At 61.8% G+C, this 1,528-nt stretch carries 2 protein-coding genes; one reads left to right on the forward strand and one right to left on the reverse strand.

The window, feature by feature from the left end:
- Window positions 1-248, reverse strand: a 248-nt coding sequence (locus tag AC0L15_RS33135; RefSeq protein WP_292539378.1) for a co-chaperone GroES, incomplete at its 3' end; no start/stop codon positions are given.
- A 223-nt stretch (window positions 249-471) separates the two neighbouring features.
- Here AC0L15_RS33135 and AC0L15_RS33140 point away from each other — a divergent pair.
- Window positions 472-1,407 carry a bifunctional helix-turn-helix transcriptional regulator/GNAT family N-acetyltransferase gene (locus AC0L15_RS33140; protein ID WP_473498402.1) on the forward strand — a complete coding sequence of 312 codons (936 nt, stop codon included), beginning with the start codon at window positions 472-474 and terminating at the stop codon, window positions 1,405-1,407.
- Window positions 1,408-1,528 lie beyond the last annotated feature (121 nt).

A 1,528-nucleotide genomic window follows, 5' to 3' on the forward strand; every position in this document is an offset into this window, starting at 1 on the left:
TCGCCATTGAGCTTGACTTCGGTGCCCGACCACTTGCCGAACAGGATGCGATCGCCGGCCTTGACGTCCAGCGGGACGAGCTTGCCGGCTTCGTCGCGGGCGCCGGAACCAACGGCGATGATCTCGCCTTCCTGCGGCTTTTCCTTCGCCGTGTCGGGGATGATGATCCCGCCGGCAGTCTTGGATTCGGATTCAACCCGGCGTACGACCACGCGGTCATGAAGCGGGCGGAACTTCGACTTTGCCATTTTTTATTCCTCGGTGAGAATGGTGAGAACAGTTCCTCCGTCCGGCGGCGCCGGACCTACGCTTAGCACTCACCAATGGCGAGTGCTAACGTGGCGGTGAGATAAGCCGGTGGCTGGCGAGAGTCAAGGCGCTGAGTGAGCTGATCGACAGCCGCAGCCTGCTTCGAACTGATACTTGACTGAGTCAACTAAATGGTTGATCTTGTGCGGGCAGGAGGATGCCATGACGATTCATCATCAACCCGGCATGGAGCGGATCGATGCAGTGCGGGGCTTCAACCGCTTTTACACCCGCCAGATCGGGCTGCTCGACGAAGGGCTGCTGAAAAGCGCCTTCTCGCTGACCGAGGCTCGGGTGCTCTATGAACTGGCGCTTCGCGATGGCCTGACCGCCACCGATCTTGCGCGCGATCTCGGTCTCGACCCCGGCTATCTCAGCCGGTTGCTGAAAAAGTTCGAAGAGCGTGGCCTGGTCGAGCGCGTGGCGACGCAAGCCGATGCTCGGCGCTCGTCGATTGCGCTGACGCCGGCGGGAAGAGCGGCGTTCGCGCCGCTGAACCAGGGTTCGCACGATCAGGTCGCGGCCCTGCTCGACCGGCTTTCCGCACCGGAACAGGACCGGCTGGTCAAGGCGATGCAGACGGTGCAGCGCCTGCTGGGTGAGAATGCAGAGCCCAGGGTCCCTTACATGCTGCGGTCTTTGCAGGTCGGCGACATCGGCTGGATCATCCATCGCCAGGGCCTGCTCTACGCGCAGGAATATGGCTGGGACGAAACTTATGAGGCGCTGGTCGCCGAAATCCTCGGCGCCTTCGTCAAATCCTACGATCCGAAATGGGAACGCAGCTGGATCGCCGAGCGGGAAGGGGAAGTCGTCGGCTCGGTCTTTCTCGTGCGCCAGTCGGACGCCGTGGCGAAGCTGCGCCTGCTCTATGTCGAACCCTCGGCGCGCGGTCTCGGCATAGGCAGGCGGCTGGTCGAGGAATGCATCGGCCTTGCCCGTGCCAAGGGCTACAAGAAATTGACGCTGTGGACCAACGACGTGCTCACCTCAGCGCGCCGCATCTACGAGGCGGCCGGGTTCAAGCTGGCCAATCGGGAACGGCACCACGCCTTCGGCAAGGATCTGGTCGGCCAGAACTGGAACCTGGAGTTGTAGCGTCTTTCCCCTTTCCCCTTGTGGGACAAGGGGAGAAGGCAAGATTGTCCGAACCGGATAGATAGGTAACAGAATGGACTGATTGCATGGGTGACAGTTTTCTCCTTCGCCGGGAGGACCG

The sequence above is a fragment of the Mesorhizobium sp. WSM4846 genome, assembly GCF_055811415.1.